At 57.6% G+C, this 15475-nt stretch carries 22 protein-coding genes; 10 read left to right on the forward strand and 12 right to left on the reverse strand.

Annotated elements, in window-relative coordinates:
• Positions 1–82 precede the first annotated feature (82 nt).
• Positions 83–961: a transglycosylase SLT domain-containing protein gene (locus tag WDO70_10055; GenBank protein ID MEJ0063512.1), complete on the forward strand. Its 879-nt coding sequence runs from the start codon at positions 83–85 to the stop codon at positions 959–961.
• A 111-nt stretch (positions 962–1072) separates the two neighbouring features.
• On the forward strand, positions 1073–1651 hold the full coding sequence (locus tag WDO70_10060) for a class I SAM-dependent methyltransferase (protein MEJ0063513.1): 579 nt from the start codon (positions 1073–1075) through the stop codon (positions 1649–1651).
• A gap of 16 nt (positions 1652–1667) precedes the next feature.
• Here the strand turns inward: WDO70_10060 and WDO70_10065 are convergent, their stop codons facing one another.
• The 3 genes from WDO70_10065 to hflK form a co-directional block, all read right to left on the reverse strand.
• A complete protein-coding gene (locus WDO70_10065) occupies positions 1668–2069 on the reverse strand; it encodes a hypothetical protein (protein MEJ0063514.1) in 402 nt (133 codons plus the stop codon).
• Positions 2070–2315: 246 nt separating this feature from the next.
• Positions 2316–3182 carry a protease modulator HflC gene (locus WDO70_10070; protein MEJ0063515.1) on the reverse strand — a complete coding sequence of 289 codons (867 nt, stop codon included), beginning with the start codon at positions 3180–3182 and terminating at the stop codon, positions 2316–2318.
• Position 3183: 1 nt separating this feature from the next.
• Complete coding sequence (gene hflK / locus WDO70_10075; GenBank protein ID MEJ0063516.1) at positions 3184–4278, reverse strand: FtsH protease activity modulator HflK; 1095 nt, start codon at positions 4276–4278, stop codon at positions 3184–3186.
• An 80-nt stretch (positions 4279–4358) separates the two neighbouring features.
• Between hflK and apbC the strand changes: the two genes are divergently transcribed.
• The 7 genes from apbC to WDO70_10110 all read left to right on the forward strand — a co-directional run bounded on the left by apbC (position 4359) and on the right by WDO70_10110 (position 9875).
• Positions 4359–5459, forward strand: a complete 1101-nt coding sequence (gene apbC, locus WDO70_10080; protein ID MEJ0063517.1) for an iron-sulfur cluster carrier protein ApbC — start codon at positions 4359–4361, stop codon at positions 5457–5459.
• Positions 5460–5502: 43 nt separating this feature from the next.
• The gene (gpt, locus tag WDO70_10085; protein ID MEJ0063518.1) at positions 5503–6003 is read left to right on the forward strand and encodes a xanthine phosphoribosyltransferase; all 501 of its coding nucleotides are present in this window, start codon (positions 5503–5505) and stop codon (positions 6001–6003) included.
• On the forward strand, positions 6000–7184 hold the full coding sequence (locus WDO70_10090) for a class I SAM-dependent rRNA methyltransferase (GenBank protein MEJ0063519.1): 1185 nt from the start codon (positions 6000–6002) through the stop codon (positions 7182–7184). The genes gpt and WDO70_10090 overlap by 4 nt, the downstream gene beginning before the upstream one ends.
• Positions 7185–7291: 107 nt before the next feature.
• Positions 7292–7888, forward strand: coding sequence for a hypothetical protein (locus WDO70_10095; protein ID MEJ0063520.1), 597 nt, complete (start codon positions 7292–7294; stop codon positions 7886–7888).
• Positions 7889–7911: 23 nt separating this feature from the next.
• On the forward strand, positions 7912–8850 hold the full coding sequence (lipA, locus tag WDO70_10100; protein ID MEJ0063521.1) for a lipoyl synthase: 939 nt from the start codon (positions 7912–7914) through the stop codon (positions 8848–8850).
• Positions 8851–8852: 2 nt separating this feature from the next.
• Positions 8853–9281 carry a type II toxin-antitoxin system RatA family toxin gene (locus WDO70_10105; protein MEJ0063522.1) on the forward strand — a complete coding sequence of 143 codons (429 nt, stop codon included), beginning with the start codon at positions 8853–8855 and terminating at the stop codon, positions 9279–9281.
• Positions 9282–9383: 102 nt separating this feature from the next.
• On the forward strand, positions 9384–9875 hold the full coding sequence (locus WDO70_10110; GenBank protein ID MEJ0063523.1) for a hypothetical protein: 492 nt from the start codon (positions 9384–9386) through the stop codon (positions 9873–9875).
• 11 nt (positions 9876–9886) lie between these two features.
• Here WDO70_10110 and grxD read toward each other — a convergent pair whose 3' ends face one another.
• The 5 genes from grxD to WDO70_10135 form a co-directional block, all read right to left on the reverse strand.
• Complete coding sequence (grxD, locus tag WDO70_10115) at positions 9887–10222, reverse strand: Grx4 family monothiol glutaredoxin (GenBank protein MEJ0063524.1); 336 nt, start codon at positions 10220–10222, stop codon at positions 9887–9889.
• A gap of 14 nt (positions 10223–10236) precedes the next feature.
• Positions 10237–10470 (reverse strand): BolA/IbaG family iron-sulfur metabolism protein, encoded by a 234-nt coding sequence (locus tag WDO70_10120; protein MEJ0063525.1) that lies wholly within the window; start codon positions 10468–10470, stop codon positions 10237–10239.
• Positions 10467–12683, reverse strand: coding sequence for a phosphoribosylformylglycinamidine synthase subunit PurL (purL, locus tag WDO70_10125; GenBank protein ID MEJ0063526.1), 2217 nt, complete (start codon positions 12681–12683; stop codon positions 10467–10469). Before purL ends, WDO70_10120 begins: the two co-directional genes overlap by 4 nt.
• Complete coding sequence (gene purQ / locus WDO70_10130; GenBank protein MEJ0063527.1) at positions 12680–13342, reverse strand: phosphoribosylformylglycinamidine synthase subunit PurQ; 663 nt, start codon at positions 13340–13342, stop codon at positions 12680–12682. Before purQ ends, purL begins: the two co-directional genes overlap by 4 nt.
• Before the next feature lie 66 nt (positions 13343–13408).
• A complete protein-coding gene (locus WDO70_10135) occupies positions 13409–13567 on the reverse strand; it encodes a hypothetical protein (GenBank protein MEJ0063528.1) in 159 nt (52 codons plus the stop codon).
• Between the two features lie 210 nt (positions 13568–13777).
• Here WDO70_10135 and WDO70_10140 point away from each other — a divergent pair, with 210 nt between their 5' ends.
• On the forward strand, positions 13778–13993 hold the full coding sequence (locus WDO70_10140; GenBank protein ID MEJ0063529.1) for a ribbon-helix-helix domain-containing protein: 216 nt from the start codon (positions 13778–13780) through the stop codon (positions 13991–13993).
• Here WDO70_10140 and WDO70_10145 read toward each other — a convergent pair.
• From WDO70_10145 to WDO70_10160, 4 genes are all read right to left on the reverse strand, one after another.
• Complete coding sequence (locus WDO70_10145) at positions 13985–14557, reverse strand: hypothetical protein (GenBank protein MEJ0063530.1); 573 nt, start codon at positions 14555–14557, stop codon at positions 13985–13987. The genes WDO70_10140 and WDO70_10145 overlap by 9 nt on opposite strands.
• A gap of 87 nt (positions 14558–14644) precedes the next feature.
• Positions 14645–14830: a DUF1192 domain-containing protein gene (locus WDO70_10150; protein MEJ0063531.1), complete on the reverse strand. Its 186-nt coding sequence runs from the start codon at positions 14828–14830 to the stop codon at positions 14645–14647.
• A gap of 2 nt (positions 14831–14832) precedes the next feature.
• Positions 14833–15123, reverse strand: coding sequence for a hypothetical protein (locus WDO70_10155; protein MEJ0063532.1), 291 nt, complete (start codon positions 15121–15123; stop codon positions 14833–14835).
• A 25-nt stretch (positions 15124–15148) separates the two neighbouring features.
• On the reverse strand, positions 15149–15463 hold the full coding sequence (locus tag WDO70_10160) for a hypothetical protein (protein ID MEJ0063533.1): 315 nt from the start codon (positions 15461–15463) through the stop codon (positions 15149–15151).
• Positions 15464–15475: the final 12 nt, after the last annotated feature.

Below are 15475 nucleotides of genomic sequence, written 5' to 3' on the forward strand. Positions count from 1 at the left end.
CATGACCATAGCCGCCATATCGCCAAATTCGAAAGAAACCCAACAGATTCAAGGGGTAGGAGCCTCTTGGATGGAGAGGGTTGTGGGGGCCATTAAGACGGCCAGCAAGGAATCGGGGGTAGATTTTACCTACCTCATGAACAAAGCTGCCCAGGAAAGCGGTTTTAAGACCGACGCCAAGGCGAAGACCAGTTCCGCCACCGGGCTATATCAATTCACCGAACAGACCTGGCTGAAGATGGTCGCCGAATATGGCGACAAGCATGGCATGGGCGTCGTGGCCAACCAGATCGACATCCGTTCCGACGGTATGGCGGTCGTCAAGGACCGTCATGTCCGGCAGCAAATTCTTAACCTGCGGAAAAATCCGGAGATGGCGGCTTCCATGGCCGCCGAGCTCGCGCAGGAAAACAAGACCAATCTGCAGAACAATATCGGCGGCGAAATCGGCAATACCGAGCTTTACCTCGCCCATTTCCTCGGCGCATCGGGCGCCGCCAATTTTATCGAAGCCGTGCGCGGCAATCCAGGAGCCCAGGCCGCCGCGCTGCTTCCCGACGCCGCCGCCGCCAATAAAAGCGTCTTTTACACCGCCGACGGCAAGCCCCGCACCGTGGCGCAGATCTATGACCGTTTCGCCGCCAAGATGGAAGGGAAGGGGATCGACCTGCCCGCCGGCCTCGTCAATTCGCCGGCCCAGGCGCCCGCGATGCTGGCTCAAATCGGCAGTACGCTCAACCAATTGCCGGATATGCAGCTTCCCGTCAGCGAGAGATTGCAAACCCAAGTGGCCAGTCTCGCTTCGCCGTCCAGCTCTCTTCAAGCTCTGGCCAGCAGCGTTACGCCGGAGTCCCTGTTCTCGGTCATGGTCTTGTCGCAAATGGATAAGATGGCGCCCGCGAGCGTCGCCGTCGCGAACCGGAACGACCGCCGCCAATCCTCCGATACGATGATGGGCTAAACGCTAAACGATACACAACCGCCCTGGGTTGTGCTAACCAACGAAATCCCCGCTCGGGGATCTAAGTTTCTCTGCCGCTGTCGTTAATCTGAAATGCCAAGGGGATGAAGGATGTCGCTGCCGCTCGTCTACGCCATCATAGACAAGGTCTTGTATTGGACGTTCGCCTTCACCTACGTCTGGTATGCGTATTATGTCATTTTTCATAAGAATTTCCCCAATATCCGGACGGTTCCCGCGCTTACCAAGAAAATCATCGAGCTGCTGAAGCAGGATTTCGAGGCTCATCAAGGCGGGGTTTACACGATCGTCGATCTCGGTTCCGGCACCGGCAAGCTGACCCGCGAGATAGCCAAGGCGATGCCCAAGGCGAAAGTCGTCGGCATCGAGAGAATCTGGCAGACTTACATGACGGCCGAATGGCTCAGGCGGTGGTCCAGACTCGATAATCTCGAATACAGGAAAATGGATTTTTTCTCTTACGATCTTTCGAGCGCCAATGTCATCGTGATGTATCTGTTGCCGTATGTCATGAAAGACCTCAGTGAAAAACTTCACAAGGAAATCAAACCCGGAACGCTTATCATCGCCAATAAATTCGCGTTAAATCACGGCTGGGTGCCCGAAACTTTGCCGGTCAAAACGGTATTTTTCCATCAGAAAGATTTGCACATATACCGCAAGGCTTAGAAGCTCGCAGGCAAAATCATCTCTCCAATTGAATCTTTGAGGCGCGTTTCAGCTTCGATGTCGGCCTCTTGCCCGAATTGGCTGGGTCGAGCTCGGCCCTTATTTTACGCTTTTCGGCGGCGGACAATTCGAGTTTCCCGACCTGCCTCCAGATGGCCAGCAGCGCCCGATTAACAGCTTTTTCCGTCGGTTTTCCATCCGGCCCGGACGAGCGGCGCAGCATAGAAGCGGCAGACGATAAGGTGGGGGCCGGAACCCGTTTGAGAACCATCTTCGCCGTAAGCGTTATAGCCTTCGCTATCGGGTCGCGAGGTTCCACTATTTTTTTTGTCTTCGCTAATTTCTGTGCCATCGAATTCTCCCATCTGGTTTCATGCGCTAACCGACGCCTGGGGTCTGCCCGGCCGTGCACGGCCATGGGCTGATCGCCTGCCGAATGGCGTTTAGTCTTATACGATCATCTTCAATCGTGCATATTGTAAGAATTGTATTCGATACATACAGGACTTTTTCCTGGGCTGCCGTGTAAATGTCGGAGCTGGACTGGGGAGGGGATTGCCGCTGCAATATCTCCCGCAAGGCATTCGCCATGTCCAGCATGTCCATGCGGTTTATCTCTTCCGCGGTAGGCTCCGGCGTATCAGGCGCAGGCTTCTTCACGGTGTTACTTCCCGATTCCTTGTCCGAAAAGCTTGAAGAATTCGCCGTCCGGCGCGAGGACGTAGGACGTATTTTCGGTCTTGAGAGCCGTGCGGTAAGCCTCGAGCGTGCGGTAGAAGCTGTAGAATTGCGGGTCTTTACCCATCGCGTCGCCCATGATCTTGATGGCTTCCTTGTCGCCGTCGCCGCGCAATTTCTGGGCTTCGCGCTGCGATTGCGACAAAGTCCGGGTGCGGTCGCCGTCGGCCTTGGCGCGGATTTCAAGCGATTTCATCTCGCCTTCGGCGCGCAGCGTCGCGGCTTCCTTCTGCCGCTCTGAGCGCATCCGGTTATAGACGTTATGCACGGTTTCCAGCGGCAGGTCGGTATGACGGATGCGGACATCGACGACTTCGACGCCATAGCGGGAGACATTAACATTCATCTCCTGCTTGATCTTGGCCATGATCGTGTCCCGCGTTTCCGACAACAGGTCGGAAACTTTGTAATTGCCCAGCACGTTGCGCAGCGAGGAATTCAGAAATCCTCCCAGCCGTTCGGTGGCGACGCGCTCATCCCGCAGGCCTTGCAGGAAAGTGAAGGGGTCTTTGATCCGCCAGCGGGCAAAGCCGTCCACGTCGAGAATCTTCTGATCGGCCAGCGTCACGCGCTGCCCCGGCGGCTCAAGCGGCAGCACCCTGCGCTCGAAATAGGTGACATCCTGAATAAAGGGGATTTTGGCGTAGAGCCCCTCTTTCTGAATGACGCGCACATTTTCGCGGAACTGGAAAACAATAGCTTGTTCCGCCGGATTCACGACGAACAGGCTGTTGCCCATGACGAGAACAAGGGCGGCAAGAACGATAATGGGAAGCAGGATTTGCTTAGGCATCTTATGGCTCCTCTTTCTTCGCCTGCGGCGGCTTGATCATTTCGCTCAGCGGCAAATAAGTTCCCTTAAGCGTGGGATCGACGATGACCTTGCGGGCATCCTTGAGAACCGTTTCCATCGTTTCCAGATACATCTGCCGCGCGGTTACGTCGCGGGCATTCTGGTATGACTGCAGGACGCTAAGAAAGCGTTCGGCATTGCCGTGCGCCTGATTGACGATCTGTTCCTTATAGGCGGACGCTTCCTGCAGCATTTTCGCCGCCTGGCCTTCGGCCTCCGGCACGATGTTGTTGTGATAAGTCTCGGCCTGGTTGATCTTGGTTTCCTTGTCGCTGCGGGCGCGGGTCACGTCCTGAAAGGCGTCGTTGACTTCCGGCGGCGGCATCGCGCCGCGCAGATTGACCTGAGTAATTTCGATGCCCGTCTGGTATTGATCGAGGGTTTTCTGCATCAGATCGGTCGTTTTCCGCTCGATCGCGTCGCGTCCGCTGGTAATCGCGGTCTGGATGTTGGATTGGCCGATAACTTCGCGCATCGCGCTTTCGGCAACCGCCTTGACGGTCAGCGGCGGGTCCTTGATGTTGAAGACGTAGTCTTTCACCCGGGCGGGATCGACCTGCCACAAAACATCGAAATTAACGTCGATGATATTCTCGTCGCTGGTCAGCATCATGCTTTCTTCGGGGTCGCGCGCATCGCCACTGCGATAGCCGACCTCGATTTTGCGGGCGGACGTGACTTCGGCCACGATAACGTCTTCGAGCGGATAAGGCAGGTGATAATGCAAGCCCGGCCCCACGACATTGCGGGCGTCGCCGAAGCGCATGACGATGCCTAGTTGCGCCGAATTGATTTGAAACAACCCGCTCGCGGACCAGATAAGCAGAAGCATCAGGCCGAAAATGGTGAAAACCTTGCCGCCGCCGATATGCCCGCCCATAAAGTCATTGAAGAAGGAAACCGCCGCTTTTTTCAGGCCCTCCAAGTCGGATGGCGGACGCTGGCCGTTGCCGCCGGGTTGAGTCCAGGGATTGCCGCCGGAGGGACGCTTGCCGCCCGGACTGCCCCACGGATTGCCTTGGTTTTCGCCTGCCATCGGAATAAAGCTCCAATTTGGATGGAATGAAGTGCTATATTTAAGCTATCTATGGCTTTGTCAACATATGCTGGAAAATTATGCCTGAAATAACTGAAACCGCTATTCGCAAGGCGTTAAGCCGGGTTATCGATCCCGCCCACGGCAAAGATATCGTGACGCTGAATCATGTGAGCGGAATCGCCATCAAGGACGATATCGGGGGATCGCATATATTCTTCTCGCTCGAGGTCGATCCGGCGCGTGGCCCGGTGCTGGAAGACATTCGCCAGCATGCAGAAAACGCGGTCAAGCAGATCGCCGGAGTCAGTATGGTGACGGCCGTGCTGACGGCGCATCGCGGCGCCTCGAAACAAGCCATGGGGAAGGGGCCTCCGCGCGCCTCGACGCAAGCGGCGGTGCCGGGAATCAAGCATATCGTGGCCGTGGCTTCGGGCAAGGGCGGCGTGGGCAAATCGACCATGGCCGTCAATTTGGCGGCGGCGTTCGCGGCGGACAATCTGCGCGTCGGGCTGATGGACGCGGATATCTACGGGCCTTCGGTGCCGCGCATGCTCGGCATCGCGGACAAGAAGCCGGAAATGCTGGAAGGAAAGAAGCTGCAGCCGATCCATGCGGCGGGCATGCAGGTCATGTCGATGGGGTTCCTGGTCGCCGAGGATAATCCGGTGATCTGGCGCGGCCCCATGGTCATGGGCGCGATCCAGCAGTTTCTGCGCGACGTCGCGTGGGGCGAGCTGGATATCCTGGTCGTCGATATGCCGCCGGGAACCGGGGACGCTCAATTGACTCTGGCGCAGCAAGTGCCGCTCTCCGGAGCCGTCATCGTCACGACGCCGCAAGACATCTCCCTGATCGATGCCCGCAAGGGATTGAATATGTTTCGCCGGGTGGACGTCCCCATTTTGGGCCTCGTCGAGAATATGAGTTATTTTATCTGTCCGCATTGCTCCGGACGCAGCGAGATTTTCAGCCATGGCGGCGGACGAAGCGAGGCCGGGAAATTGGAATGCGATTTCCTCGGCGAAGTGCCGCTTGATCTCGAAGTTCGGCAAAGCATGGATGCCGGAAAGCCTATTGTCGTCGCCAACCCTAACGGCACCCAGGCCATGGTTTTCAAAAACATCGCGGCCCGCATTCTGAAGAAGCTGAATGAAGGCGCGAAGGTTGTCGCGGAATGACTGTGGATATATAAACCGTGGATTATGCGTTGGGAGCTATTCAATGACTGAAACCCCTCAAAAATTCTTTCCGGTGAGCTGGGAAGAGCTTCACCGCCACGGCAAGGCCCTGGCATGGCGCTTGATCGACAAGGGGCCATGGCACGGCATCATCGCCATCACGCGCGGCGGGCTGGTTCCGGCGGCTATCGTGGCGCGCGAACTCGATCTCCGCGTGATTGAAACCGCCTGCATTATCGGGTATCGCGCCGAACCGGCAAGCGGCGCGTTGCCGGAAGCGCAAATCATCAAGCCGCCCGCCGTTACCGGCGACGGTTCGGGCTGGCTGGTGATCGACGATCTGGTGGATACCGGCAGGACGGCAGAAATCCTGCGCCGCACCTATCCCAAGGCGCATTTCGCGACTATCTATGCCAAGCCGCAGGGCAGGCCGCAGGTCGATACTTTCATCACCGAAGTCAGCCAGGACACCTGGATTTATTTCCCATGGGACATCGATCTGCAATTCTCGCAGCCGATTGCGAAGCAAAAGCAAAGCACGTGACCTATCCCGCCATCAAACTTCAGTCTCAGCGCCATAAGCGCGCCGCGTCCGGCCATCCATGGATTTTCAGCAATGAAATCGCGATGGATGAAGCGGCGAAGGCATTGCCGCCCGGCAGCATGGCTGAATTCCGCGAGGCGAACGGCAAGCTGATCGGCGTCGGCTCGTTCCATCCTCATACGCTTATCAGCGGCAGGATTTACGAACGCGGCGATGCGTCCATCGACCGGAACTGGTTTGCCGAAAAGTTTCGGACGGCGCTGGCGCTGCGCCAAAAGCTTTACGGCGATCCCTTTTACCGCCTGATCCATGCCGAAGCCGATGGTCTGCCCGGCCTGATCGTCGACCGCTATGGCAGGCATGTGATCGTTCAATTGAATATAGCGGGGATGGACCGCGCCAGAGAGGATATCATCGCGGCTTTGGATGATGTCATTGCCCCCGAGACGATCATCCTGCGCAACGATAGCGGATCGCGAACGCTGGAGGGATTATCGCAGGAGGTCGTTGCCGCCAAAGGCGCTTTGCCCGGGCGGATCGAGCTGCGCGAAAACAATTTGCGATTTGCCGCTGATTTGTCGGGCGGGCAAAAGACCGGCTGGTTCTATGACCAGCGCGGCAACCGCGCGCTCATTGCCGGTTTTTGCCGCGATGCGAGAATGCTGGATGTCTATTGCCATACCGGCGGTTTCGCGATTAACGCCGCCGCGGCGGGCGCGGCGCATGTGACCGGCGTCGATGCTTCCGAGCTGGCGCTCGATTGCGCGGCGGAAGCGGCGAAGCTGAACGGGCTCGACGCGAAATGCTCGTGGCGACGCGGCGAAGCTTTCGCGGCGCTCGCGGACTATGCGGCGGCGGGAGAAGCATTCGACGTGGTGGTCGCCGACCCGCCCGCCTTCATCAAAAACCGCAAGGACATTGCCTCCGGTTCGCGCGGATACCGCAAGCTTGCGCGGCTGGCTGCCGCGCTGGTGACTCCGGGCGGGTTTTTATTTATCGCTTCATGCAGCCATCATATGGAGCTTGGCAATTTTATCGAGCAAACCGCTTCGGGTCTGCGCGATGCCGGGCGGACGGGGCAAATCCTGCAAACCGTGTTCGCCGCCGCCGATCACCCCATGCATCCGCATCTGCCGGAAAGCGCGTATCTGAAAGGAATCCTGTTCCGTATTGTTTCCTGAGGCCGGAAAGAAGAAATTTACCGGATCATTTACGCAATCTTATGGGGCGACAAATTATATTTTGATTTTAGGCTTTCATTAACCTGGAAAGCGGCTGCGGGATGCCGATGATCGCTGAACATGTTTCGTGGGGCTACGCTGGCTCGAAAGGCTGGGTGGTGGGTCATGTCGCCAATCTCGGCGGGTTCAGCTATTTCGCGGGCGATCTTTTGCTGTTCGTCGTGGGAACCGGCAATGCATCGCTGCATCAGGTAGTTTCGTCCCTTGCTTTTCTCGCCAGTTCGGTTGTTTTCAGCCGTTATGGGCATCGCGACAACGGCTTCGCGCTGGGCTGCGCATTGTCCGGGGCTGGCATGGCAATCGCGACCATTCCCGATATCATGCATTACGCCCAAGCGGCGACCGCCGTGGGGCTGGCGGTTTTTACCGTCAGCCAGATTTTAGGGATATTCAGCCAGTCTCTCACCAAGGCTTTCGGCGAAACGGAAAGCACGGTGGTCAAGAATACGCTCGGCCATCCGCGCATGATGATGGGGATGCTGGCGCTGGTATCCAAGGCGCCGATGCTGGCGGATGCCGTCGGGAACAGCGAAGCAGGGTGGACGGCCGTCCTTATTTTATGGGCTTTCGGCGATATTTTGTGCGGTGTGTCAAAACCCAGGGCCGAGCCTGCCGCTATTTCCGCGAAACTTGACCGGGTTTAGTCAAATTCTGCTATATTCAGCCTATGCTGGACAGTCCCGTCAAACCCCGCCATCCCGAAAAAGCGCACCGGCCCGATAATCCGGTTCAGCGCAAGCCGGACTGGATTCGCGTCAAGGCTCCCAACAGCCCGGAATATTTCGCGACGCGCGATCTCGTGCGCGAGCATAAGCTGCATACCGTCTGCGAGGAAGCGGCCTGCCCGAATATCGGCGAATGCTGGAAACAGAAGCACGCCACCTTCATGATCCTAGGTTCGGTCTGCACACGGGCCTGCTCGTTCTGCAATGTCGCGACCGGCAAGCCCGATCTCCTTGATCCGCATGAGCCGGAGCGGGTAGGGGATGCGGTTGCCAAACTTGGGCTGCATCATGTGGTGATTACCTCGGTCGACCGCGACGATCTCGATGATGGCGGCGCGGGGCATTTCGCGCGCGTCATTCTCGCCATCCGCAAATCGTCGCCCGGCACGACGGTCGAAGTGCTGACGCCCGACTTCATGCGCAAGGACGGCGCGCTGGAGCAAGTCATCGAGGCGCGGCCCGACGTGTTCAATCACAACCTCGAAACCGTGCCGCGCCTGTATCCCTCCATCCGTCCCGGCGCGCGCTATTTCACGTCGCTCGCTTTGCTGCAACGCGCGAAGCAGCTTGATCCCACTATATTTACGAAATCAGGATTGATGGCGGGCCTCGGCGAAGAGCGCGAAGAAGTCATGCAGGTCATGGACGATCTGCGCGCCGCCGATGTCGATTTCCTGACCATCGGGCAATATCTGCAACCGACGCCCAAGCATGCCGCCGTGGCGAAATTCGCCACGCCGGACGAGTTTGCCGATTACGCCACCCTCGGGCGCGGCAAGGGATTTCTCCTGGTCGCCAGTTCACCTTTGACACGCTCATCCTATCACGCGGGCGATGATTTCAAGAAATTGCAGGCGGCGCGGACTGCCATTCGTCCATAGCTATGCCCCGCCATTCCGAAACCAGATTTTTGCCATACACGCCGGAGCAATTGTTCGATCTCGTCGCGGATATCGAACGCTATCCGGAATTCCTGCCCTGGTGCGCCGCCGCGCGCATCGTGGAGCGCAAGGGCGACACGGTGAAAGCCGATCTGATCGTCGGTTATAAGGCGCTGCGCGAGAAATTCACCTCGGTGGTGACGCTGACTCCGAAAAGCCGGATCGATGTCGCCTATGCGGGCGGGCCGCTGTCGCACCTGAAAAACGACTGGCGCTTCACGCCCGCGCCGGGCGGGTGCGACCTCAGCTTCGATCTCGAATTCGCGCTCAAATCCACGCTGCTCGCGGGCATGATGGAGGCCTTTCTGGAAAAGGCGATCATGCGCATGGCCCAGGCTTTCGAGGAGCGCGCGAAGGCGGTTTATGGTTAACGGCTTGTTGATATTTTCTATTACTTTCATGAAATCGGTGTCATCATTTTCTTAATCTCCAAAGCGATTTTTCGCGTAAGAATTTTTAAATGGAGGCTGAAAATGACGATAGATAAAGATAGCCGCTGCGCCGGAAAGATCGACGTTCTGATCAATCTGGCTGCCGATCCCGAAAGCTCCACGCATCAACGACATACCGCTTGCTACGGTCTTGGCGCGTTCGCCGGTTTAGGCAGCGTAAAAGCCGCTGCCGCCATAACCCAAATCACCAAGGTCTACCCTTCGACGCAGGATTTCAGCACGAACGGCCAGGGGCTGATCCCGTTATTCGCGGCCATGTTCGATACGAAAGCTGCAAGCATGGAACGGGAAGCGGCCGCTTACGGACTCGGCGCCTATGCTGCCCTTGGCAACGACCGGGCGCTGAAAGCGTTGCTGCTGGTGACCGGGAATGAGGAGCTTAATCCCACGATCCGGGCCTACGCCATCGATGCCTTGCATGTTGCGGATAGTCAAACATCTTGGGCGCGGCTTGTGCCGGAACAGCCTTCGCGCGCCGTGAGAGCGGTCGGGTTGCCGGCATATGAAGGCTGAGATGGTGGACGTTACGCCGCGCTGGCGACGCCCTTGTCCTTGAGCAATTGCTGCAATTCGCCGGACTGATACATTTCCTTCATGATGTCGCAGCCGCCGATGAATTCGCCCTTGATGTAAAGCTGCGGGATCGTCGGCCAGTTGCTGAAATGCTTGATGCCTTCGCGCAGGCCGGGATCGGTCAGCACGTCGACATCCTTGAACGCCACGCCGAGCATGGTCAGGATTTGCGCCGACGCCGCCGAAAAGCCGCATTGCGGAAACGCCGCCGTGCCCTTCATGTAAAGAACGACGGCATTGGCGCTGACATCCGCCTTGATGCGCTCGAATACGGGATTGGTGTTCATAATAGTCTCCTGTTTCATTCCTGTGGAATTATCGTCGTCAGCGCCAGCGCGTGCGGCAGGCCGGTTTTGCCTTCCAGCGCCGCGTAGACCATCTGATGCTGCTGCACGCGCGTTTTGCCCGCGAAGGATGGGCTTTCGACGATTGCGGCGAAATGATCGCCATCGCCGCGCGTATCCTTTACGTCGATCCGCGCGCCGGGCAGCGCCGCTTCGATCATTTGCCTGATTTGTTCCGCGTTCATGGTCATTGTTTCTTGCCCATATAATCCGGCAGCCAGCTTTCATGCGCTTTTCTCAGCGCCGCGACATCCACCGCGCTGCCGTCGATCATCTGCAGGTCGCCCCCGCCCGCGATGCCGATACGCTTCGCCGGTATACCGGCCTTTTTCGCCGCTTGCAAAATCGGGTCCGGTTGCGCGGCGGTAACCACATAGCACGCCTGGTCTTCGCTGAACCAGTAAGTGGGGTGCGCCGGCTGGAAATCAAGCGCCGCGCCGAGATTGCCTGCCATCGCCATTTCGGCCAGCGCGATCAGCAATCCGCCGTCGCTGATGTCGTGGCAGGCGTTCACCTGGCCTTCGTCAATTAGCTTACGAACGAAATCGCCGTGCTTCTTTTCCGCCGAAAGATCGACCGGCGGCGGCGTGCCGATTTCCTTGCCGTGGATCTCGCGTAAGTAAATCGATTGGCCGATGTGTCCGTTTAAGTTGCCGATCAGCAGGATGGAGTCGCCCTCGTTCTTGAACGCGGTATTCATGGCCTTGCCGACGTCCTGCAAAATCCCGACGCCGCCTATGGTGGGCGTGGGCAGAATAGCGACCCCCTGAGTTTCGTTATAGAGGCTGCAATTGCCGGAGACGACGGGATAATCGAGCGTGAGGCATGCTTCTTTCATGCCCTGAATCGCGCCCGCGAACTGGCCCATGATGCGCGGCTTTTCCGGATTCCCGAAATTCATGTTGTCGGTGATGGCGAGCGGCAAAGCGCCGACCGCCGTCAGGTTGCGCCAGCTTTCGGCCACCGCCTGCTTGCCGCCCATAACCGGATCGGCGAAGCAATAGCGCGGCGTGCAGTCCGACGTCATGGCCAGCGCCTTATTCGTGCCATGCACGCGCACCACGGCGGCGTCTCCGCCGGAGCCTTGGGCAGTATCGGCGCCCACGGTGTTGTCATATTGCTCATAGACCCAGCGGCGCGAGCATAAGTCCGCCGTCGCCAGCATTTTTTCCAGCACGGTGAAAGGATTCATGCGCGCGGGCAGGGGATAGTCGCGGCCATCGACGCCCGGCTGCGGCGGCGTGGGTTCCCAGGGGCGCTCATACAGCGGCGCCTTGTCGACCAGTTCCGCGACCGGCATATCGGCTTCGATCTTGCCATGCTGGCGCACGACCAGGCGGCCTGTGTCGGTCAGCTTGCCGACCACGGCGAAATCAAGCTCCCATTTGTGGAAGATTTTCTCCGCCGCCGCTTCGCGCCCAGGCTTGAGGATGATGAGCATCCGCTCCTGGCTTTCGGACAGCATGATGTCGTAGGCAGTCATGCCGGTTTCGCGCTGCGGCACGTTGTCGAGATCGAGATCGATGCCAAGCCCGCCGCGCGCCGCCATTTCCACCGAGGATGAGGTCAGCCCCGCCGCGCCCATATCCTGAATCGCGATGATCGCGTCGGTTGCCATCAGTTCGAGGCAGGCTTCGATCAGCAGCTTTTCGATGAAGGGATCGCCGACCTGAACGGTGGGGCGCTTGCTCTCGGCGTCGGCGCCGAATTCGGCCGAGGCCATGCTCGCGCCCTTGATGCCGTCGCGTCCGGTCTTCGAGCCGACATAGATCACATTGTTGCCGATGCCCGCCGCCTTGGCGTAGAAAATCTTGTCCGCCTGCGCGACGCCTACGGTCATCGCATTGACCAGACAGTTACCGTTATAGCTGGGATGGAAATTCAACTCGCCGCCGACAGTGGGAATGCCGACGCAATTACCATAGCCGCCGATGCCGGACACGACGCCGGACAATAATTGCCGTGTCTTCGGATGATCCGGCGCGCCGAAGCGCAGCGCGTTGAGGTTGGCGATCGGCCTCGCGCCCATCGTGAATACGTCTCGCAGGATGCCGCCGACGCCCGTCGCCGCGCCTTGATACGGTTCGATATAAGACGGGTGATTATGGCTTTCCATCTTGAAGATCGCCGCCTGGCCGTCGCCGATATCGATGACGCCCGCATTCTCGCCGGGGCCGCAGATGACCCAGGGCGCGGTGGTCGGCAATTGCTTGAGCCAGACCTTGCTGGATTTATAGGAGCAATGCTCGGACCACATCACCGACGCGATGCCGAGTTCGGCGATGCCCGGCTCGCGCGCCAGCATGGCGCACAGCAAATCATATTCGCCGTCGGTCATGCCGTGCTCGCGCGCCGTGGCGCGTATGGGATCGACGGAAGACGTTTTCTGAACAGCAGCACTCATGAAAGAGACTCAACCAAACTTTTGAAAAGATTCATCCCGTCCGTATTGCCATGCAGCGGCTCGATGACGCGCTCGGGATGGGGCATCATGCCCATGACATTGCCGCGTTCATTGACGATTCCGGCGATGTCGTCGGCGGAGCCGTTGGGATTGTTCGTGTAACGAAAGACGATCTGTCCGTTATCGCGCAGCTTCTTCAGCGTCTCGCCGTCGGCGAAATAATTGCCTTCGCCATGCGCGACGGGGATCGTGAGTTCCTGTCCCGCGGCATAGCGGCGGGTGAAATCGGTATTGGTGTTGGCGACGCTGAGGCCCACGGGCTTGGCGATGAATTTCAGGCCGCTGTTCCGCAGCAGGACGCCGGGCAATAATTGTGTTTCGCAGAGAATCTGAAAGCCGTTGCAGATGCCAAGAACGCGCACGCCTTCATGCGCGCGCTTGATGACGGTTTTCATGATCGGCGAGTGGGCTGCCATCGCGCCGGTGCGCAGATAGTCGCCATAGGAAAACCCGCCGGGCAGGATGATGAGATCGACGGACGGCAGATCGGCGTCGCCATGCCAGGCCATGATCGCGGCCTGGCCGGTTGCCTGCTTAATGGCTTCCGCGGCGTCGCGGTCGCAATTCGATCCTGGAAAAACAACGATAGCGGTGCGCATATAATACAAGACTCTCCGGGTTTCCGGCGCACTCTAAGGACTAAATATCGGGGGAGCAATCAATAGTTAAGCCGCGGGCTTAATCACGCAGACGACTTCGGGCATCACGGCGGCGACGCCGGGGCCATAGACCCTTACATCGACGATTTTGACGCCGGAGCAGGGCTGCATAGGCGCGCTTTCGCCGATATGCGGCGCAAGCACAAGGCCGGGGGACGAATTCATTCCGGGCTTGCCGTAAAAACTGTGTCTAGGTTTGGGCATTGCCAATACATAAAAATGTTGCGTATGCGAAATATTAGACTCGGTTTTGCAATTTGTCACCATGAAAGTAAATGCGAATCAAATACTTATTGCAAGATGTGCTTCTTTCGCACTTGCGGTATAACAAATTGAAAAACATACTTTTTTTGACGTTTTTTGCTAGAAGGGACAATGGCCTTACAGAAACGCACTATCCGCCTCGCAGGGCATAATACCAGCGTGGCGCTCGAATCGGAGTTTTGGCGAGCGCTGGAACGCTTGGCGTCGCAGCGCGGTCTTACGCTCGCTCAATTGGTGGCTGAGGTCGATAGCGGACGGACGTCGGCGGGGCTTGCCAGCGCTTTGCGCGTCATGGCGCTTAAAAATGCTTCGCCACCCTTACAGTAAGGGCGCGCTTAGAGGGGGTGTTTCGCCCGCGGCCGGCTTGACGCTTGGGCGCTTTGATGACCGGCGGCTGTCGATGGCATCAAGTTCCGTCACGGCGGCGAGACGAACTTCCTGGGGCGTAAATCTGCCCTTTGCCACGGCATGCAGGGCGCTTCTCGCCGTCGCCCGCAGAAAATCGTCGGGATCGCCGTTTGCAATTTTGGCAAAAGCATTAACATGCTCCTGCGTGGCGGGAATATCCTGAATGAAACGCTTGAGATGCGTAAGAGCGGCATCGCGAGTCTGCCATCTGTCTTGCGTTATGCCGGTCGCCATGGAGATAAACATGGCCTCGATCGCGCGGCGGTCGTTATTGTGAGTTTGCTCGGTAGAAAATTCATCGGTGCGGGGCGCATCGAGCTTCGCAAGCGCCATCGAGGATTCGCCGACTTCTTTCATGCAAATGGCGGTGCTGGAACGCAATGCCTCACCCATGTCACGAATGATCGTTCGCTTGGAACTATCAAGGATGGCGGTGCCGTACCGATAAATCAGCTCGGGAAGGGTAGCGTTTCTTGCGGCCATGAACGAACCCCATGCAAAAGCGGATTACGACTATAACCTAATTTCTCCGGAAATGGAATTTTTCATCCTGCCATCAAGGAGATAATTCTATTTCTTAAACATGGATTCTATTGCACTGCGATGCGATTCTTTTTTGGCAATAAAATCCCGCGCGCGGGCAATTTCGGCTTCGAGATTTTTAATATAATCCGCCAATTCGCCAATCGACAGCGTGCCGAGGTCGAGCGGTTTAACTTTAGTCTTCGCGGGTTCGAGTTCGTCCGGGTTAATCATAATTAGGGCGGTTTTATGGGGGCAAGCTGGCTGCCGAATTCTTTGGCCTTCGTGGCGATATTGCTCGGCGCCTTTGGACCGAGATTGGTGGCGATATCGATAAATTCTCCTTTCAGGTCTATGTCGAGGGACTTATCCGTGTTTCCGTTCATAATTCTGATTAACGCATAGCCGATATCGCTGTGTAACTGAGTGTCATCTTTGGCTTCTTTGAGCGCGATCGTGAGCAGTTTTGCAACCACTCTCATTTGATCAATAATGGGCTTCGATGAAAGATTATGTAATGCGGGCATGCAGGCTCTCTTTTTTGTATAGCGTCTAGGGTTTCGGCGGCGCGAACGCGTTTATTTTCTTGGCTAGGCTTGTCACCGAATACGGCACATTCGACTTCCTTTTCTTCAGGCCGTTCAATTGAGTGGCAATAGCGACAAATTCGTTGTCGACGAGCCGTTGAAGGCTCGGCTCTCTTTTTACTATAGCGGGTTCGACAATCTCGACGAGTTCTTTACCGCAAAGCTCATGAATGCTTGTAACGGTAGTATGCGTCAGAGCGACCGTAAGAAGCTCTGCTGCCTCCCTCATTTTCTCTTGAATGGGTATGAAGGCTAAGGCGTCCGGAACTTTAGCGGCCATCGGAAAAATCCT

The organism is Alphaproteobacteria bacterium, from assembly GCA_037200005.1.
GTDB lineage: Bacteria > Pseudomonadota > Alphaproteobacteria > UBA9219 > RFNS01 > JBBCGY01.